Source organism: Arthrobacter sp. 05L417 (genome assembly GCF_056397865.1).
In genome coordinates, this window is record NZ_JBFTOG010000107.1 from 1 (window position 1) to 651 (window position 651).

Consider the following 651-nt stretch of genomic DNA (forward strand, 5'->3'; position numbering starts at 1 on the left):
GGCTACTTCAGCAGCGCCGCCGACAACACACCCCTCCACGGCCTCGCCAGCGGAACCGACGGACCCAACGGCGTCTACAACTACGGCAACGCCGCCTTCCCCACCAACAGCTACAACAACACCAACTACTGGGTCGACGCCGTCTTCACCACCGCCGCGCCGCCGCCACCGCCCGCGGTAACCTCCACGACCCCGGCCAACAACGCCACCGCGGTGCCCACCAACACCGCACCAACCGCGACCTTCAACCAGGCCGTCACCGCGTCCTCCATCACCTACACCCTCAAAGACGCCACCAACACCGCCGTACCCGGCACCACCAGCTACAACACCACCACCAACACSTCCACGTTCACCCCCACCGCGGCCCTGGCCAACAGCACCACCTACACCGCCACCATCAGCGGAGCCACCAACACCGCCGGCCAAACCATGACCGCCCCCTACAGCTGGACCTTCACCACCACCGCGCCGCCACCACCGCCCGCGGTAACCTCCACGACCCCGGCCAACAACGCCACCGCSGTGCCCACCAACACCGCACCAACCGCGACCTTCAACCAGGCCGTCACCGCGTCCTCCATCACCTACACCCTCAAAGACGCCACCAACACCGCCGTACCCGGCACCACCAGCTACAACACCACCACC

Annotated in this window: 1 protein-coding gene; it reads left to right on the forward strand. The window is 67.2% G+C overall.

Annotated features, from left to right (window positions below):
• Positions 1-651: Ig-like domain-containing domain (locus tag AC1DJW_RS26515; protein WP_476902960.1), on the forward strand; the 651-nt coding region annotated here is incomplete at both ends.